Source organism: Sagittula sp. MA-2, assembly GCF_030126985.1.
Lineage (GTDB): Bacteria > Pseudomonadota > Alphaproteobacteria > Rhodobacterales > Rhodobacteraceae > Sagittula.
The window spans coordinates 4112810-4130635 of the sequence record NZ_CP126145.1 but is presented as its reverse complement, the minus strand read 5'-3'; the positions used below and the strand labels follow the sequence as shown (position 1 = coordinate 4130635).

Below are 17826 nucleotides of genomic sequence, written 5' to 3'. Positions count from 1 at the left end.
CAACTGAAACGGGTAAGCCGATGCTGAAACTGATGACCTTCCCCGCCGGCTTCGGCGAACCGAGCCTGAGCCCCTTCTGCCTCAAGGCCATGATCCTGCTCGACCTTTCCGGTCGGCCGTGGGAGCCCGAGTGGCTGACGATGCCCCCCGACACGGGTTACGGAAAATTGCCGATCCTGCGCACGCCGGACGGCCCGGTGCCCGACAGCAACTTCATCCTCGCGTGGCTGGAGGCGCAGGGTGCCGACCTCTTCCCGGGACACGACGCGGGGCAGCGGGCGCAGGCGCACGCGATCATCCGCATGGTGGAGGAACACCTGCGGCTGTTCCTGGTGCACGACAGATGGGTGCGCGAGGACGGCTGGGCGGTGCTGGAACCGGCTGTTTTCGGCGGCATGCCCAGACCGCTGCGGCTCGTGGTGCCGGGACTGGTGCGGAAGGGCATCCGCAAGTCGCTGCGCAATCAGGGCATCGGCAGGTTCAGCGACGCCCATGCGGCGCAGGCCACGGCCGCCGACCTCGACGTGCTGCAACAGCGGTTGGGCGACGGGCCGTGGCTGTTCGGCAGTCGTCCCACGGCGGCGGATGCCGCGGTCGTGCCGGTGCTCTCGGCGCTGGACAAGCTGCCGGGCGACACACCCGCGCGGCAGGGCCTGCGGGCGCGGGACAGCCTGATGGCCTACGTGACCCGGGCCCGCGCGCAGCTTTACCCGGAACGGTTCAGGACGCCTATTTCCGCTGCCGCGTGACCTTGCGCTTGACCTTCTTGTCGCGCGCCTTGGCCTTGGCGAGCTTGCGGCGCGGCGACGGCCCGGAACGGCCGCGCCGCGCACCGCCACGCCCGAAACGGCCGCCCGCGCTGCTTTCGTAGGCGTCGTCGTCCAGTTCCAGCAACTCGAAGGCGATGCCGCCGGTGACCGGCGCTGCCTCCACCAGCTTGACCTTCGCCCGCATCCCGAGCGCGATCACCCGTCCGGTGTCGGCGCCCATCAACGTCCCGGCCTCGCGGTCGAAGTGGAAGTATTCGTTGCCGAGGGTCGAGATCGGCACCAGCCCGTCGGCGCCGGTCTCGTCCAGCTTCACGAAGATCCCGAACTTGGCGATGCCAGACACGCGCCCGGCGAACTCTGCCCCCAGACGGTCGGACAGGTAGGCGGCGAGGTAGCGGTCGTTGGTGTCCCGCTCCGCCATCATCGACCGCCGTTCCGTGTCCGAGATGTGCTGCGCTGTCTGTTCCAGCCGCTCGACCTCCTGCGCGGTCAGGCCGTCGTCGCCCCATTTGTGCGCGGCGATCAGGGCGCGGTGCACGATCAGGTCGGAATAGCGCCGGATGGGCGAGGTGAAATGCGCGTAGTTCTGCAGCGCGAGCCCGAAGTGACCGAAGTTCTTCGGGCTGTAGTAGGCCTGCGTCATGCTGCGCAGTGTCGCCATGTTGATCAGCTCGGCCTCGTCCTTGCCGGCGGCCTGGTGCAGCAGCTGGTTCAGGTGGCGGGTCTTCAGCACCTGCCCCTTGGCCAGCGTCAGCCCGGCGGATTCGGCGGTGTCGCGCAGCGACTCCAGCTTGTCCTGCGACGGCTCCTCGTGCACCCGGAACAGGAGCGGCATGTCCTTGGCGTTCAGCGTCTCGGCGGCGGCGACGTTGGCCAGGACCATCATCTCCTCGATCAGCTTGTGCGCGTCCAGCCGGTCGGTGAAGGCGACAGAGGTGACCTTGCCTTCTTCGCTCAGCATCACCTTGCGTTCCGGGAGGTCGAGGTCGAGCGGCTGGCGCCGTTCCCGTGCGGATTTCAGCGCGGCATAGGCGGCATAAAGCGGTTTCAGCACGTCATCCAGCAGCGGGCCGGTCTTGTCGTTCGGTTCGCCGTCGATGGCCGCCTGCACCTCCTGGTAGGTCAGCGACGCGGGCGAGCGCATCAGGCCGCGCACGAACTTCTGGCCCAGCTTGTTGCCCTCGGCGTCGATCTTCATGCGCACCGCGATGCACGCACGCGGCACCCCTTCGTGCAGCGAACACAGGTCGCCCGACAGCCGGTCCGGCAGCATCGGCACGACGCGGTCCGGGAAGTACGAGGAGTTGCCGCGCTTCTTCGCCTCCCGGTCCAGCTCGGAGCCGGGGCGCACGTAGTAGGCGACATCGGCGATGGCCACCCAGATCAGGAAGCCGCCCGCGTTCTTCGGATCTTCGTCGGCCACCGCATAGACGGCGTCGTCGTGGTCGCGCGCGTCGGACGGGTCGATGGTGATCAGCGGCAGATCGCGCAGATCCTCGCGCCCGGACAGACCGGCGGGCTTCATCGCATCGGCCTCGTCCAGCACCTCCTGCGGGAAGTCGTCGGGGATGCCGTGCTGGTGGATGGCGATCAGGGACACCGCCCTGGGTTCCGACGGATCGCCAAGGCGCAGCGTGATGCGCGCCTTGGGCAGACCCATGCGGCCCTTCGGCCCGGCCTGCTCGGCCTCCACCAGTTCGCCGTCCTTTGCGCCGCCCGTGGCGTCGGGGGCGACCATCCATTCCTTGTCGTTGCCCTTGTCGATGGGCAGGATGCGGCCGCCTTCGGCGGTCTTGCGGAACAGGCCCACGACCTTGCGGGGCGATGCGCCGATGCGCCGGATCAGCCGGGCCTCGTAGTTGTGGTCGGCCTCGTGCACCACCTGCAGGCGGGCGAGGATGCGGTCGCCTTCCCCCAGCGCGGGATCGCCCGGGCGGCTCACCAGCAGCACGGTCGGTTCCACCCCCTCGCCGTGCCACTCCAGCGGCTGCGCAAAGAGGTCGCCGTTGGCGTCGGGCGCCTTGACCTGAAGGACGGTCACGGGCGGCAGGCGGTCCGGGTCGCGGTAGGTCTTCTTCCGCTTCTCCAGATGGCCGTCGGACTCAAGCTCCTTCAGCAGGCGCTTGAGGTCGATGCGCGCGGCACCCTTGATGCCGAAGGCCTTCGCGATGTCGCGCTTGGCGGTGAGGGCCGGGTTCTCGGAAATCCAGTCGAGGATTTCCTGCTTGGTGGGCAAGGTTGTCATGGCACGGAGGTAGCACGCACCCATGACGCCGTCATGCCGGAAACGGCGAAATGCCGGCGCGACCTGCCTGTTTGGGCGAAAAATGCCCTGTTGTCCTGGTCTGGGGGCTAGGTGCGGAGGTCCGCGGCGCTGTCCACGTCCTTCAGCAGGTCGCCTTGGGCGATGCGCCAGCCGGGCAGGGTGGCCTTCGCGTCGGAGAGGGCGTGTTCGGTAGACCAGCGTACATCGCGGAAAAACCCATACGGCAGGCGGCGCGGATGGCGCACGCCGATCAGCCAGAAGCCGCCGTCCTCCGCCGGGCCGAACACCGCGTCATGGCGCCCCAGAAGGGCAAAGCTGCGCGCCAAGGTCACGCGATCCACGGCAGGGATGTCGGCCCCGATCAGGCAGACAGGCCCGTCGCAGGCCCGCAGCGCGCGGGCCATGCGCGCGCCGAGATCGCCCTTGCCCTGCGGCATCCGCGGCAGATGACCCGGCCACACGCGGCTGTGCATCCCTTCGCGGTCAGGGGACACGGACAGCACGATCCGCCACCGGGGATCGTCCACGCGCCAGAGCAAGCGCCGCACCTGATGCCGGAACCACCATGCCGCCGCGACGTGACCGATCTCGCGTCCGAGGCGTGTCTTGACCCGTCCGGGCCGCGGCGCCTTCACCATGATGACAAGGGTGGGGCGCGGGCATCCCGGATGTGTCCGGCGCAATGTCAAAACCGCAGTTCCATGTCCCGGTGCGGCATCGTGCCGTCGAGGTAGGTCTCGCCGTAGGCGCCGAATCCAAGCCGTTCGTAGAAGGGGATCGCATGGTCCTGCGCGCTCAGGTAGATCCGCGTAACGCCGGGCACATCGCGAAAATGCGCCACGCCGTGCGTGACCAGCGCCGCGCCCAGGCCACGGCCCCGGTGGCTCTCCAGCACGCAGATGCGCCCGATCTTGCCCGTCTCGCCGTCCTGTATCAGCCGCGCGGATGCAACCGGCGCGCCGCCGTCCCGCACCACCAGATGCACGGAGACGGGGTCGAGGTCGTCCCATTCCTCCGCCTCGGTAAAGCCCTGCTCCTCTATGAACACCCGCCGCCGGATGGCGTGCGGTTCGGTCAGGTCGGCGGTCTGCTCCACCGTAAGGGTCATGCGAAATAGTCCTGCAGGATCCGCGTGTAGATCGCTTTCAACTGCCCGATCTGCTCGACCGAGACGCGTTCGTCCACGGCATGCATGGTCTGGCCCACCAGACCGAATTCCACCACCGGGCAGTGGTTCTTGACGAACCGCGCGTCGGAGGTGCCGCCCGTGGTCGAAAGTTCCGGCGTCACGCCCGTCTCTGCCTCGACCGCGCGCGACACGAGCTCCGACAGGTCGCCCGGCGGTGTCAGGAAGCTCTCGCCCGAGATCTTGATCTTCACCTCCGTCTTGGTGCCGAAGGTGGCGTCGACCTCTGCCGCCTGAGCCCGCAGCCAGTCCGAGAGGGACTCGCCGCTGTGCCTGTCGTTGAACCGGATGTTCACACAGGCAGAGCACTTCGCCGGGATCACGTTGGTCGCCGGGTTGCCGGTGTCGATGGTCACCACCGCCAGCGTGGAAGGATCGAAGTGGTCGGTGCCGGTGTCCAGCTCGTGCGAGGCCAGACGGTCCATCAGCCGCGCCATGGCCGGAAGCGGGTTCAGCGCGCGGTGCGGATAGGCGGAATGGCCCTGCGTGCCCTCCACCGTGAACCAGGCCGACATCGACCCCCGCCGCCCGATCTTGATCATCTGGCCCATGTGGTCCGGGCAGGTGGGTTCGCCCACGAGGCAGACGGTCATCCTCTCGCCCTCGGCCTCCATCCAGTTCAGAAGCGCGGTGGTCCCATCGACAGAGTCGCCTTCCTCGTCGCCGGTGATCGCCAGCACCACGGCACCGTCCGGCGGTGTCGCGGCGACGAAATCCATGGCCGCCGCCGCGAAGGCCGCGACGCCCGACTTCATGTCCGTCGTGCCGCGTCCGTACATCATGCCGCCCTCGATCTCGGCCCCGAAGGGATCGTGCTGCCAGTCCTCGCGCCGCCCGATCGGGACGACGTCGGTGTGGCCGTTGAAGCCGAAGGTCTTCACCGCTCCCTTCGCGCCCCACCGCGCATAGAGGTTGGAGATCCCGCCACGGTCCACCCGCGTGCACTCGAACCCCGCGCCGGACAGCATCTCCTCCAGCAGGACCAGCGCGCCGCCCTCCTCGGGCGTGACCGAGGGGCAGCGGACAAGGCGGGCGGTCAGGTCGACGGGATCGGTCATGGCGGGGGTCCTCGTTTCGGTATCGGCACTTGGCTACCGCGCCCTTTCGGGCTTGGCAAATGTGGCGTGTTTGCATCAGCCGCCACCGTCGCCGCCCGAACTGACCGCAAGAATAGGTTCGCGCCGTTGCCATTGCCGTGTTAAGTTTCGGCAAAAGAAACAAAAATAGCTTTGGCAGGCGCGCAGTATCCCGTTTCCTCCGGACCCCGGTCCGGTCGTTTCCGCGATATGTCTGTCTGGCAGAGATCGAGGCAGGCATGGTCGCTCTTTCCGGGGTGCCGATCACCGTTGTTCTTTCCGCCCGTCAGGTCGCGCGGGCGCCGCAGGCCTGCGCCGGCATTCCGCGTACCGCTGCGCAGGGAGTGGCCACATGAGCTGGATCGCCGTGTCCGGCCAGGGGCGCGCATGGGTCTGCCCTGAACGCTTCGGTCAGACCGCCGCAAGCCGCAACATCCTGATGCCGCGCGGGTCGATCCTGATCGAAACGCGCATCTCGCCCGAAGATCGCCCGCAGACCCTCCTGTCCTATGAACGCGCGCACCCGTGGCGCGGTGCCTTCTCGGTGCGCGCCGTGCCGGGCGGCGGGATCGTCCTTGTCATGAGTCAGGGCGAGGAGGTCTTTCACACCGTCCTCCAGCACAGCTCCGACGCCCGCCACGACGTGCTGCGCGTGACCTTCAGCTGGGACAGCGAGGCGCGGACGGGTCGCATCAGCCTCGAACGCCCCGAGACCGACATCGTGGTCCAGCGGGCCACGCCGGCCCCGCCGCCGATGCTGCTGGAAGACATCTACACGCTGGTCCGCCGTCCGCAGCTGGTCGAGATGGACGAAGACGTCCTGTTCTTCGCCGTCTCTGACGCGATTGAGCCGGTGGGCCCCATGCCGTCGCTGGTCGGACAGACGCCGGTTCTGACGCCCACAGGATACCGGCCGGTCAGCGCGCTGGAGTGCGGCGACACGGTCGTGACCCGCGACAACGGAATCGTGCCGGTGCTGGCCCGCCTGTCACGCCGGGTGCCCGCCTTGGGGATGTTCCAGCCGGTCCGGCTGCGCGCGCCCTATTTCGGCCTGCAGCGGGACGTGGTGGTGGCCCCCTACCAGCGGCTGGTGATCGGCGGATCGGAGGTGGAGTACATCTTCGGCCGCGAGGCGGTGCTGATCCCGGCGCTGGCCTTGGTGAACGGATTTGCCGCCGTGACCGAACCGGCGGTGCAGATGGTCTGTTACCACCAGCTCCTGCTGCCGGGACACGAGCCGGTGATTTCCGCCGGGGCGGAGATCGAGACGCTGTATGTCGGACGGCTGAGGCGCCGCAGGGATCACCTTGCCCGCTCGCTCCTGGCGGACGTGCCCGCGAACCTCCTGCCGGAACATGCGCGCGCCGGTCTGAAGGTGCTGCGCCCGTTCGAGGCGATCACCCTCGCCGAGGCGCGGGCGGCCTGATCCCTCGGGGTGCGCGTCAGTCGAAAAACGGAGAGACCTGCGCCACGATGACGGCGTTTTCCTCGAGCGCGCGCTGCATCAGTTCGGCCTCGTCTTCCTCGATCTCGTGGCCCTGTGCCTCGCGCTCTTCGCGGGTGCCGTAGCCCGTCACGTCGAGCGGCGCCATGTCCGCCTGCTTGAGGATCGCCACCGTTTCGCGCACGGCCTCGGCCTCGTCCACGCCGGAGGCGTAGCACATCAATGCGGCGCCGGTGGCCTTGTCGGGCAGTCCGTCGCCGGACTTGCGGCCGACCTCGACCAGAAGCGTGAAGACCTGTTGGGTGCGTGGTGACTTGTTCATGCTGCGCGGATGAGACGCCGCGGCGAAATTGTCAAGCACCGCGCCGCGTCGCCGGTCCCTTCAGCAGTCCTTTCGTCAGCGCCAGCCTTGCGCCGAAATCACCCGCAGCCGCGAAAAAGGCGCGGTGCCTGGGGGACACCGCGCCGGATCTCAGGCCCGAAGGCGCTGGCGTCAGTCGCGCAGCAGCTCGTTGATACCGGTCTTGGAGCGGGTCTGCGCATCCACCCGCTTCACGATCACCGCACAATACAGGTTGATCCCGTTCTTCGACGGCATCGACCCGGCCACGACGACGGAGTAGGGCGGCACCTCGCCGTACATCACTTCGCCGGTCTCACGGTCGACGATCTTGGTCGACTTGCCGATGAAGACACCCATGCCGAGGACCGAGCCCTCGCGCACGATGCAGCCCTCCACGACCTCGGAGCGCGCGCCGATGAAGCAGTTGTCCTCGATGATGGTGGGCCCGGCCTGCATCGGCTCCAGCACGCCGCCGATGCCCACGCCACCCGACAGGTGCACACCCTTGCCGATCTGTGCGCAGGATCCCACGGTCGCCCATGTGTCGACCATCGTGCCCTCGTCGACGTAGGCGCCGAGGTTCACGAAGGACGGCATCAGAACCACGCCCGGCGCGATGTAGGCCGACTTGCGGACGACGCAGTTCGGCACGGCGCGGAAGCCCGCGGCCTTCCACTGGTTGTCGCCCCAGCCCTTGAACTTGCTGTCGACCTTGTCCCACCAGCCGCCGCCCTGCGGACCGTTGTCGTGGCTTTCCATGTCCTTGATGCGGAAACCCAGCAGCACGGCCTTCTTGGCCCACTGGTTCACATGCCACGACCCGTCCGCCTGCTTCTCCGCCACCCTCAGCCTGCCGCTGTCGAGGGCGTTCAGCGTGTCCTCGATGGCTTCGCGGGTCTCGCCGCCGGTCATGGGCGTGATATCGGCCCGGTTCTCCCAGGCGGCTTCGATGGCGGTTTCGAGCTGTGCGTTCGACATGTGTGATCTCCTCGCGGGTTTGCGCCCCTATAGCTGCGATGTGACGGGGCGGCAATCCACACAGACAAACGGCCCTGTCCGGCGCGTCACCCCAGCGGATCGGGCGAGATGTTTCCGCCGCACAGCAGGACGGCCACGCGTTCGTTCTCGGCAGGGGTGAAGGCACCGGACCTGAGCGCCGCCAGAGCACAGGCGCCGGCGGGTTCGACCAGCAGCCGGTGCGCCCGCCAGAGCGCGGTCTGCGCTTCGGTTATCGCCTCGTCGCTGACGGTCACGGTCAGGATCCCCTGCGCCTCCGCCAACTCGTAGCAGATCTCGCCGATCCGCCGCGCGCCGAGGGCGTTCGCCGCCACGCCGGAGACCGGCACATCGGTCGGGCCGCCTTCCCTGAGCGCGGCACCTAGGGCGTTGCAGTTGGCAGGCTCCACCGCGATGATCCGCTTGGCGCCCTGCAGCCAGGCCATCGCCCCGGCGATCAGCCCGCCGCCGCCGACCGCGATCAGCACCGTATCGGCGTTCAGGCCCTGCGCCTCCCACTCGCGCATCAGGGTGCCCTGTCCGGCCACCGTCAGCGGCGCGTCATAGGCGTGCACGGACATCGCGCCGGTCTGGTCGCCATAGGCCTGCGCCCGCGCCAGCGCATCGGCATATTCGCCCGGGACCACCGTCAGGTCCGCGCCGGTGCGTTCGATCAGGGCAATCTTGGAGGGGCCCGCCATCTCGGGCACGAAGATGCGCGCGGCATGGCCAAGGCGCTGCGCCGCATAGGCCACCGCTGCCCCGTGATTGCCACCGGACGCCGCGACCACGCCCGCCTCGGGCACCTCGACGGCAGAGAGGGTGTTGAACGCGCCACGCGCCTTGAAGCTGCCGGTGTGCTGCATCTGCTCCAGCTTGAGCGCGATGGACCGCGACCACAGCGCGTCCGTATCGATCACGGGAGTCCTGACGACGTGGCCCGCGATGCGGCTTGCGGCGGCTTCGATTTCCCTGCGCCACTCCATGGCTCACCTCGTCTGGTTCTTTCCGGGCGGACGCTATAGGTCTGGACAGAAAGGCACAACACGGACCGACGCCACCCTGCCGCAGCGGGTGCCGGGGCCAAGGAGAGCATAGCGCATGACCGACGACCGCCGCAGTTCGCTCCGCGATGCGGGCACCGACCTGGACACCGCCCGCCACGTCCCGCAGACGCCGCAATCGACATCGCCCAGCTACCGGCTGGCCTTCGCGGACGAGGACTTCCTCGCCAAGGACGAACTGCGCCCGGTCCGGCTTCAGCTTGAACTCCTGAAGTACGAGATGCTGATGGACGAGCATCAGATCGACTCCACCGTGGTGCTGTTCGGCGGCGCGCGTATTCCCGCCCCGTCCGAGAAGGACACCGCCCGCACGCAGACGCTGGCGGAGCTGTCGCATTTCTACGATGAGGCGCGCAGCTTTGCCCGACTGATGACGAAAAAGGCGCTGGCGACCGGCAACCGCGACTGGGTCGTGGCCACGGGCGGCGGCCCGGGCGTGATGGAGGCGGGCAACCGGGGCGCGGCGGACGAAGGCGGCGTTTCCATCGGGCTGAACATCGTGCTGCCGTTCGAACAGGCGCCGAACAGCTACGTGACGCCGGACCTGGCTTTCAACTTCCACTACTTCGCGATCCGCAAGATGCACTTCCTGATGCGCGCGCGGGCGGTCTGCGTGTTCCCGGGCGGGTTCGGGACGCTGGACGAGTTGTTCGAGGCGCTGACTTTGATCCAGACCGGGCGCATGACCCCGGTGCCGTTCCTGCTGTTCGGGCGGGCTTTCTGGGAAAAGATCATCAACTGGGAGGCGCTGGCCGAGGCCGGGACCATTTCTGCCCAGGATCTCGACCTGTTCCGCTTCGTCGAGACGGCGGAAGAGGCGGTCGAAATCATTGACGCCTGGACGCCCAAGACCCGTCGCGGCGAGATTCCGGGCCGCTGAAAGACGGTTCGGGCAAGGCACTTCTCCCGGTTAGGGCAGTGTCGCGGACGGGACAGGCCGCCTAGACGCTCTGCTTTGCGACGCGGCCTGCATCCGAGCTCTCGACCCATTTCGCGATGACGGCGCGGGCGGCATCCTCGTCGAGCGCGTCGATCGCCTGCCGCAGGTCGCGCAGGGCGTTGGCCACCTCGAACTCCGACAGGCACATCTCCTGCGCGCGCAGGATCTTGGGGTGCGGCGTCGTCAGCATGTCGGAGGAGATCAGCAGCTCCTCGTGCAGCTTCTCGCCGCGGCGCAGGCCCGTTACCCGGATCTCGATGTCGCCCTCGGGGGTGTCGTCCGTCCGGACGGTGTAGCCCGCACCCTCGATCATCTGTTCTGCGATCTTCCGGATCGGCACCGGCGCGCCCATGTCCAGCACAAAGACGTCGCCGCCCCGTGCGAAGGAGCCGGTCAGGAGGACCAGTCGCGCCGCCTCCGATATGGTCATGAAGTAGCGGGTGACGTTCGGGTCGGTCAGCGTGACAGGGCCGCCGCGGCCGATCTGCTCTTCGAACAATGGGATGACCGAGCCGCTGGAGCCGAGCACGTTCCCGAAGCGTACCATGGCAAAGCGGGTGCCGGACCGGCGCGAGGCGAGGTCCTGCACCACCAGTTCCGCCAGCCGCTTCGACGCGCCCATGACGTTCGTGGGGCGCACAGCCTTGTCACTGGAGACGAGGATGAAGCGATCCACCCCCGCCTGCCGTGCCGCATCGGCCAGGGCCTTGGTGCCGAGGACGTTGTTTTCCAGCCCCGCGATGACGTTGTCCTCGACCAGGGGGAGGTGCTTGTAGGCGGCGGCGTGCAAAACCACGTCGACCCGGTGGGTCAGCATGGCGCGCAGCATCGCGCGCTCGTTCAGGACGGATTGCAGTAGCGGCACGACCGTCACCTCGGGCGCGAGGTCGCTGAGTTCCTTGTGGATGGTGTAGAGCGCCAGTTCCGAGTGATCGACCAGAACGACGCATTCCGGGCCGCAGGCCGCAAGCTGGCGGCACAGCTCGGCGCCGATGGAGCCGCCTGCGCCGCTGATCAGGATGCGCCGGCCCGCGTAGGCGTCGATGACGCCCGGCAGTTCCTTTTCGAGCCGGTTGCGGCCCAGGAGTTTCTGGATGCACACCGGCTCCGCCTCCGCCCGCAGGGCGCCTTCGCCCACCAGCGCGGCAAAGGACGGGAGGGCGTGCGCTTCGCAGCCGATGTTGCGCAGTTGGAGGCGGATGCGGGCCATGGCGGGCTGGCTCATGGAGGGCATGGCGAGCACGACGCGGCTGATCCGTTTCTCCGCCACGAGCTTCGGGATGCTGGACGCCGCATGGACACGCAGCCCGGCGATCACCTGGCTCTGGAGGGTCGGGTTGTCGTCGATGAAGGCCACGGGTCGGATGGCGTCATGGTGCCTGAGCGCGGCCACCAGCTGCTGCCCCGTCGCCCCGGCGCCATAGATCAGGACCCGGACGGAATCCGCACCGTGCAGGTAGATCTGACGGATCGCGTACCGCAGGGCGATGCGCCAGCCGACCGACAGCACCAGGACGAGCAGCGTGAAGTGGACATGTGCCCCGACGGGAAGGGCGGGCAGCGCGCGCGGCGCAATTGCATAGCCGAGCAGACCCAGTGCGGCGGCATATGCGGCGGTCCGCCCCGGGCCGCGCATCTCGAACGCATCCAGTTTCATGCGCGTCAGGCCCAGCACCCATCCGAGGATCGCCCCGCTTGTCACGAGGACCAGCGCCACCGGGGCCGCCTCCGCCATCCCGATCCGTCCATGCGCGGTGAGCAGGACAGACATCCCGAACGCAAACAGAATGACCAGTGCGTCGAGCGAGATGAACGCCGCCCGTTTCTGGGGGCGGGTCATGCCGGTGACGATCCTGAAGAACATGTCCAGACCTCTCTCCCACTTCGCGGGCCCCGTCCGTACTTCGCGTACGCATCGGGAACATCAGGACGATAAGCATGTCTCGGGTTAAGGCGGGTTTAACCCGCTCGCCTTTCGATTGTCGTGGGCACCGCATTCGACGCGGATATCGCCGAATGTCGCCCGGTTCGGGGGACGCGTTAATATACGGCCTTTCGCCCATGGGCTGCCTGCGGTATGCACCGCGCCAGCAGTCGTGCGGGGCAGGGGTCCCGTGCGACCCTGACCTTTAAGGAGGGCCAAATGGGTTACCGCATCGTCGTCGCGGGCGCCACGGGCAACGTGGGCCGCGAAATGCTGAACATCCTCGCCGAACGGGAATTCCCCGTCGACGAGATCGCCGTGCTGGCTTCGCGCCGGTCACTCGGGACCGAAGTCAGCTTTGGCGACAAGACACTCAAGACCCAGGACCTCGCGACGTTCGACTTCACCGGTTGGGATATCGCCCTGTTCGCCGTGGGCTCCGGCCCGACGAAAGAATTCGCACCGAAGGCCGCCGCGGCGGGCTGCGTGGTGATCGACAACTCGTCGCTCTACCGTTACGATCCGGACGTGCCGCTGATCGTGCCGGAAGTGAACGCCGACGCCGTGATGGGCTATTCCAAGAAGAACATCATCGCGAACCCGAACTGCTCGACCGCGCAGATGGTCGTCGCGCTGAAGCCGCTGCACGACCGCGCGAAGATCAAGCGCGTCGTGGTTTCGACCTACCAGTCGGTGTCCGGCTCGGGCAAGGAAGGCATGGACGAGCTCTGGGATCAGACCAAGGCGGTCTACAACCCGGTGTCCGAGGTGCCGCCGAAGAAGTACCCGAAAGAGATCGCCTTCAACGTGATCCCGCACATCGACGTCTTCATGGAAGACGGCTCCACCAAGGAAGAGTGGAAGATGGTCGTGGAGACGAAGAAGATCATCGATCCGAGCATCAAGCTGACCGCGACCTGCGTGCGCGTGCCGGTGTTCGTCGGGCATTCGGAAGCGATCAACATCGAGTTCGAGGAATTCCTCGACGAGGATGAGGCGCGCGACATCCTGCGCGAGGCGCCCGGGATCATGGTGATCGACAAGCGCGAGGACGGCGGCTACGTCACGCCGAAGGAATGTGTGGGTGACTTCGCCACGTTCATCTCCCGCATCCGGCAGGACTCGACCATCGACAACGGTCTGAACCTGTGGTGCGTCTCGGACAACCTGCGGAAGGGCGCGGCGCTGAACGCCGTGCAGATCGCCGAGGTTCTTGGCCAGCGGTGCCTGAAGAAGGGCTGACCGCCTTTCCGAATCGAGTGGATCACTGCGGCGCGCGACCTGCCCTTGGTCGCGCGCCGTTTCCGTATCCTGGGAGCGCAAGTGAAGGCCAAGGGTTAGCCGCCCGCAAAGCGCTGCAACCGTCAGGTGCCCACGCCAAGCAACTCCTGTCCAATTGTATCGAAGTGCTAACCGGACGCCCCGCCAGCTAGCCCAACCGGTGATAGGCGGAGTTCGTCGACAATGGTATACATTGTCTGCACGCGATGAGATGCCTTGCCAGAACGGCAACCGACCGAAGTACGCTGCCCGCCTCTCTCCTCTCTCTCCGGAGGCAGCCCACGGTCCCTTTCTCGCGACATCGCCGATGCGGGCAAGCGCCCCGCGTGACTAAGGGGCGCCCTGCGCCCGCCCTGTTCGCGCTGCGGCTTGCCAACCGTCTCTCTCATCTCTCTCTCTGACGGCGGGCCGCAGCGACTGCGTCCCATAACCGGACATGACGAGCGGCCGAAAGCGATCATCAGGGTATTGTTGCCCGCGGCGACGCAGTTCCGTGGCCAATTAAGCGACAGTTTCCAACTTGATGCCAATGCGCCACAAGAGGCAGCCGGTTCGCCACAATTTCGACGCATTTCGGTTCCAGCGTTTCCGGACAGGCAAGGAGCACTTTCAATGCAACACCAACCGGACGCGCAGGCCGGGTGGCAGGATGCCCAGAAATTGCCGGGACTTCCCGCTCCTCTCGACTGCGAAACGCGCGCTATGCTGCGCCTTTTTCTATCCCCCATCCTCGAACAATCGGACAGTTGGGCCGAGATCGCCGAAAGACTGGCGGTCAAGGGCTACAGCCTCACGTTCCGCGAGGGGCATCTCGTCGTGCTGAACGACCACGGCGAAGGGCTGTGCACGGGCACCGATCTCGGCATCCCGATGGCGCGCATCGCGGCCCGGATCGGGCGGCCCTGCGTGAAGGCGCACCGCGGCGGTCATTCGGGGGAATTGCGCCGCGCGATGAACTGAGGGCGCGCTGCCGTTCGCAGGCGCCCTCTGAGGCTCAGACCACGGTGAACTGGCCGCTCTTGCGGTCGATGTGCATGAGGCCGCCCTCGCCGATGTCGGTCCAGAGACCGTGCAGCGACAGCGTGCCCTTTTCGACCGCCTCCTTCACGAAGGGGAAGGTCATCAGGTTTCTCAGCGACACCCGAACCGCCTCGTGCTCGAGCGCGCGGGGCATGTCGGGATCGTCCTTCACCGCCTCGAAACCCGGCTTGAGGATGTCCATCCAGCGCCCGACGAAGGACGAGGTCTCCTCCAGTTCCGGCGCGCGTCCCTGGCACATGTCGAGGCAGCCCTGAACGCCGCCGCAGTTCGAATGGCCCAGCACGATCACATGCGCAACCTTGAGCGCCGTGACCGCGTATTCCACCGCGGCCGAGGTGCCGTGGTGGTTGCCGTCCGGCTCGTAGGTCGGGACGAGGTTGGCGATGTTGCGGTGGATGAAGAACTCGCCCTGGTCGGCGCCGAAGATCGACGTCACGTGCACCCGCGAATCGCAGCAGGAGATCACCATCGCGCGGGGGCGCTGGCCCTCGTCCGCGAGACGTCTGTACCAGGCGTGGTTCTCCGCATAGGTCGTCGCTTTCCAACCGTGGTACCGCGTCACAAGGTACGCGGGCAGCGGGCGCGTGAATTCCATGTCCCTCTCCGTCGCATCGTCCGTTTCCCCAATGGACTAGGCAGAATTCGAGGGAAATGCGAGGGAAAACAGCCTTGGGAAATAACCTTTTGGGAAGGGTCGCGGGGCATTTTGGCCTTGGCTGTGGGGGCCTAGGAATGGGGTGAGACGTGAAACAGGTGACATACCTGTCGCCGGTGGAATACCCGGACATGGACCCGGCGCAGATCAGGACCCTCTGTATGGATCTTGGGCTGCATCAGGCCGAGGACGTGATTTGCCGCGCGATGGAGGAGCTGGCGCAAAGGCTGTGCCAGGTCCAGGACATGGCCGTTTCCGGGCCCCGCCAGGACATGCACAAGACGTTGCGCTCGCTGTCGGCGATTGCCCAGCAGATCGGAATGACTTCGCTCAGCCGGGTGGCGCACGACGTGATGACCTGCATCGAGTTCGGCGACATCGTGGCCGAGGCCGCAACCCTCGCCCGGCTGGCAAGGACCGGCGAACGGTCACTGACGCAGCTTTGGGACATCAACGAGTTCTCGATCTGAGCCTGCCTCCGCCCACGCCCTGAATCCCGCTTGCAGCCCCCGCCCCCGTCACTAGTCTTGGCTCCCGACGACCCCCTCGACAGGAGCCCCCATGTCCCCCCGTTTCGCCACCAGTTCCGACGCCCTTCCGCTGCACATCGTCGAGCCGGACAGCCTCGACGGCTGGACCGGGTCGCAGCCGGACCGGGTTGCGGCCTGGGTCGGCGCCAGCGGCTTCACCGGGGCGTTGGGCAGTGCCCTGATGGTTCCGGGCGAAGACGGAGCACCCGCCATGGCGCTGGCCGGGTACGGTACGGCGGCGCAGCGGGCGCGGCACCGCTTCCCGCTGGCCGGGGCGATCCCGCAGCTGGCACCCGGCGTCTACCGGATCGCGAGCGGCATGCTCGACAGCCCGGAGACGGAGGCGTTGGGCTGGCTGCTGTCTGCCTACCGCTTTGACCGCTACAAGACCGCCACGCCCGCCGACCGGCACCTTGTTGCGCCGGAAGGTGTTGACGCGGCCCGCATCGAGACGCTGGCCGAGGCAGAGTACCTGACCCGTGACCTCGTGAACACGCCTGCCTCCGACATGGGGCCGGAGGCGCTGGAACAGGCCGCCCGTGACCTTGCCGGCCGCTTCGGCGCATCCATAGAGGTCACGACCGGCGACGCGCTGCTTGAACAGAACTTCCCCATGATCCACGCGGTGGGCCGGGCCAGCGTGCAGGTGCCGCGACTGATCGATATCCGCTGGGGCGATGCGGGACCGAAACTGACGCTGGTCGGCAAGGGGGTCTGCTTCGACACCGGCGGCCTGAACCTGAAGCCCGGGGTCTCCATGGGCCTGATGAAGAAGGACATGGGCGGTGCGGCCAACACCATCGGTCTGGCGCAGATGATAATGGCTCTAGGATTGAAGGTGCAGCTGCGCCTGCTGATCCCGGCGGTCGAGAACTCCGTCTCCGCCCCCAGTTTCCGGCCCGGCGATGTGCTGACCTCGCGCCTGGGCAAGACGGTCGAGATCAACAACACCGATGCCGAGGGGCGGCTGGTGCTGGCGGATGCGCTGGCGCTGGGGGCCGAGGAAAGCCCGGACCTGATGCTCTCCATGGCAACGCTGACCGGCGCCGCGCGGGTGGCCGTCGGCCCCGACCTCGCGCCGTTCTACTGCGACGACGAACCCTTCGTGCAGGTGCTGACCGAAGCGGCGGGCGGCGCGGCGGACCCCGTCTGGCGGATGCCGTTCCACACGCCCTACGAGACGATGATCGAGCCGGACATCGCCGATCTGGACAACGCGCCGTCGGGCGGGTTCGCGGGATCCATCACCGCGGCGCTTTTCTTGCGCCGCTTCACCGAAGGCGCGCAGCGCTACGCCCATTTCGACATCTACAGCTGGCAGCCCTCTGCCGCGCCGGGGCGTGCCAAGGGCGGTCTGGGGCAGGGGCCGCGCGCCATCCTTGCCGCGCTGCCGAAGGTCCTGGGGCTGTGAGCGCCCCCACCGACCGCCGCCTGCTCCGGTCCAACGGCCGGGTGGCGCATGTCTCGCTCGAAGGTCAGGTCAAGGCGACCGCCTTCACGGAGGGCGAGCTGCACTCCATCAACAGGCCGGGTCCCGCAGACCTGCTGAACGCGCCCGGCGGCAAGCGGGAGCGCCAGCTTCTGACCGGGGAGCTTTTCCGCGTGCTGGACGTCGAACGCATAGCCCACGGCGAAACCTACAGCGAATACGCCTTCGGTTTTGCCGAGGCGGATGGCTACGTCGGCTACATCTCCCGCTCCTACCTCCGGGCTGTCCAGTCGCCGGCCACGCACCGCGTCTCTGCCGCCCGCGCCATCGGGATCGAAAGCCGCGACGTCAAGCAGCCGGGCACGCCGATCATGCTGTCGATGGGCTCCCTCGTCCGGGCAACGGAACGTGAGGACAACTGGTTCAACACGCAGATCTACACGCCCCATGTCGGCGTGAACCGCTGGGTGAGGGGCACGCAGATGGTGCCTGTCGGCCAGTACGAGAGCGACCCGGTCGCGGTGTCCGAGCGGCTGATCGGGACGCCCTACCTCTGGGGGGGCAATTCCGCCTTCGGGATCGACTGTTCCGGGCTGGTGCAGATGGGCTGCCGGATGTGCAACATCCCGTGTCCCGGCGACAGCGACATGCAGGCCCGCGAGCTGGGAGAGACCTTGCCGCCCGGCACGCCGCCGCAGCGGGGCGATCTGATGTTCTGGAAGGGCCATGTGGCGTGGGTCTCCGATCCCGAAACGCTGCTGCACGCCAACGCCCACCACATGGCCACCGCCCATGAGCCCATCGCCGAGGCCGTCGCCCGGATCGAGGCACAGGGCGACGGTCCCGTCACCCGTCACGCGCGGCTGGTCTGAGGCCGCGCC

General features: G+C 67.5%; 17 protein-coding genes. 8 read left to right on the top strand and 9 right to left on the bottom strand.

Features of this window, described 5'->3' with window-relative positions:
* Positions 1-20 precede the first annotated feature (20 nt).
* Entirely contained in the window at positions 21-749 is a 729-nt protein-coding gene (locus tag QNI11_RS20140; RefSeq protein WP_283981505.1) for a glutathione S-transferase family protein, read from the top strand.
* Here QNI11_RS20140 and rnr read toward each other — a convergent pair.
* From rnr to dapE, 4 genes are all read right to left on the bottom strand, one after another.
* Positions 730-3015 carry a ribonuclease R gene (rnr, locus tag QNI11_RS20135; RefSeq protein WP_283983537.1) on the bottom strand — a complete coding sequence of 762 codons (2286 nt, stop codon included), beginning with the start codon at positions 3013-3015 and terminating at the stop codon, positions 730-732. The genes QNI11_RS20140 and rnr overlap by 20 nt on opposite strands.
* Before the next feature lie 107 nt (positions 3016-3122).
* Positions 3123-3674 (bottom strand): DUF2064 domain-containing protein, encoded by a 552-nt coding sequence (locus QNI11_RS20130; RefSeq protein WP_283983536.1) that lies wholly within the window; start codon positions 3672-3674, stop codon positions 3123-3125.
* A 47-nt stretch (positions 3675-3721) separates the two neighbouring features.
* Positions 3722-4144: a GNAT family N-acetyltransferase gene (locus QNI11_RS20125; protein ID WP_283981504.1), complete on the bottom strand. Its 423-nt coding sequence runs from the start codon at positions 4142-4144 to the stop codon at positions 3722-3724.
* Positions 4141-5280, bottom strand: a complete 1140-nt coding sequence (gene dapE / locus QNI11_RS20120; protein ID WP_283981503.1) for a succinyl-diaminopimelate desuccinylase — start codon at positions 5278-5280, stop codon at positions 4141-4143. The genes QNI11_RS20125 and dapE overlap by 4 nt, the downstream gene beginning before the upstream one ends.
* 370 nt (positions 5281-5650) lie before the next feature.
* Here dapE and QNI11_RS20115 point away from each other — a divergent pair, with 370 nt between their 5' ends.
* On the top strand, positions 5651-6724 hold the full coding sequence (locus QNI11_RS20115) for a Hint domain-containing protein (RefSeq protein ID WP_100928463.1): 1074 nt from the start codon (positions 5651-5653) through the stop codon (positions 6722-6724).
* A 16-nt stretch (positions 6725-6740) separates the two neighbouring features.
* On the opposite strand, the gene QNI11_RS20110 is transcribed toward QNI11_RS20115, so the two are convergent.
* The 3 genes from QNI11_RS20110 to QNI11_RS20100 form a co-directional block, all read right to left on the bottom strand.
* Positions 6741-7064 (bottom strand): hypothetical protein, encoded by a 324-nt coding sequence (locus tag QNI11_RS20110; RefSeq protein WP_100930892.1) that lies wholly within the window; start codon positions 7062-7064, stop codon positions 6741-6743.
* 171 nt (positions 7065-7235) lie between these two features.
* Positions 7236-8063, bottom strand: a complete 828-nt coding sequence (gene dapD / locus QNI11_RS20105; protein ID WP_100928462.1) for a 2,3,4,5-tetrahydropyridine-2,6-dicarboxylate N-succinyltransferase — start codon at positions 8061-8063, stop codon at positions 7236-7238.
* Between the two features lie 86 nt (positions 8064-8149).
* The gene (locus QNI11_RS20100; RefSeq protein ID WP_283981502.1) at positions 8150-9067 is read right to left on the bottom strand and encodes a threonine/serine dehydratase; all 918 of its coding nucleotides are present in this window, start codon (positions 9065-9067) and stop codon (positions 8150-8152) included.
* 115 nt (positions 9068-9182) lie between these two features.
* Between QNI11_RS20100 and QNI11_RS20095 the strand changes: the two genes are divergently transcribed.
* The gene (locus QNI11_RS20095; protein WP_283981501.1) at positions 9183-10025 is read left to right on the top strand and encodes a TIGR00730 family Rossman fold protein; all 843 of its coding nucleotides are present in this window, start codon (positions 9183-9185) and stop codon (positions 10023-10025) included.
* Positions 10026-10086: 61 nt separating this feature from the next.
* Here QNI11_RS20095 and QNI11_RS20090 read toward each other — a convergent pair whose 3' ends face one another.
* Entirely contained in the window at positions 10087-11949 is a 1863-nt protein-coding gene (locus tag QNI11_RS20090; protein ID WP_283981500.1) for a nucleoside-diphosphate sugar epimerase/dehydratase, read from the bottom strand.
* A 279-nt stretch (positions 11950-12228) separates the two neighbouring features.
* On the opposite strand from QNI11_RS20090, the gene QNI11_RS20085 reads away from it, so the two are divergent.
* Entirely contained in the window at positions 12229-13251 is a 1023-nt protein-coding gene (locus QNI11_RS20085; RefSeq protein ID WP_283981498.1) for an aspartate-semialdehyde dehydrogenase, read from the top strand.
* Between the two features lie 651 nt (positions 13252-13902).
* Positions 13903-14250, top strand: a complete 348-nt coding sequence (locus QNI11_RS20080) for a hypothetical protein (RefSeq protein WP_283981496.1) — start codon at positions 13903-13905, stop codon at positions 14248-14250.
* Positions 14251-14284: 34 nt separating this feature from the next.
* Here QNI11_RS20080 and QNI11_RS20075 read toward each other — a convergent pair whose 3' ends face one another.
* Complete coding sequence (locus QNI11_RS20075) at positions 14285-14926, bottom strand: carbonic anhydrase (RefSeq protein WP_100928457.1); 642 nt, start codon at positions 14924-14926, stop codon at positions 14285-14287.
* Between the two features lie 149 nt (positions 14927-15075).
* Between QNI11_RS20075 and QNI11_RS20070 the strand changes: the two genes are divergently transcribed.
* The 3 genes from QNI11_RS20070 (at position 15076) to QNI11_RS20060 (ending at position 17817) form a co-directional block, all read left to right on the top strand.
* A complete protein-coding gene (locus tag QNI11_RS20070) occupies positions 15076-15456 on the top strand; it encodes a hypothetical protein (protein WP_283981495.1) in 381 nt (126 codons plus the stop codon).
* A 91-nt stretch (positions 15457-15547) separates the two neighbouring features.
* Positions 15548-16927, top strand: coding sequence for a M17 family metallopeptidase (locus QNI11_RS20065; RefSeq protein ID WP_283981494.1), 1380 nt, complete (start codon positions 15548-15550; stop codon positions 16925-16927).
* Positions 16924-17817 (top strand): NlpC/P60 family protein, encoded by an 894-nt coding sequence (locus QNI11_RS20060; RefSeq protein WP_283981493.1) that lies wholly within the window; start codon positions 16924-16926, stop codon positions 17815-17817. The genes QNI11_RS20065 and QNI11_RS20060 overlap by 4 nt, the downstream gene beginning before the upstream one ends.
* The last annotated feature ends 9 nt before the right edge of the window (positions 17818-17826 follow it).